The organism is Cupriavidus sp. SIMBA_020 (genome assembly GCF_046535395.1).
In the GTDB taxonomy this organism is placed as follows: Bacteria; Pseudomonadota; Gammaproteobacteria; order Burkholderiales; family Burkholderiaceae; genus Cupriavidus; species Cupriavidus campinensis.
The window spans coordinates 1-236 of the sequence record NZ_JAWRWU010001670.1 but is presented as its reverse complement, the minus strand read 5'-3'; the positions used below and the strand labels follow the sequence as shown (position 1 = coordinate 236).

Here is a 236-nt window from a genome sequence, read left to right as displayed (position 1 = left end):
ACGACATACCAGACGAGGATGATTGACCGTGAGCCTGACGATTCGACCGTTTTCCCGACGCACGTGGCTGGCTGCGTTGCTCGCTGCCTCCGTGACGGCGCTGTTCGCCGCAGCCCCGGCCCAGGCCGACGCGCTCGACACCATCGCCAAGAGCGGCACGCTGCGCGTCGCGGTGCCTGAAGACTATCCGCCGTTCGGCTCGGTCGGCACCGACATGCAGCCGCAAGGCTACGACA

Annotated in this window: 1 pseudogene; it reads left to right on the top strand. The window is 66.9% G+C overall.

The annotated features are described in order from the left end of the window. Nucleotides 1–28: 28 nt before the first annotated feature. A pseudogene (locus SB751_RS35285) lies at nt 29–236 on the top strand (amino acid ABC transporter substrate-binding protein); the annotation flags it as partial.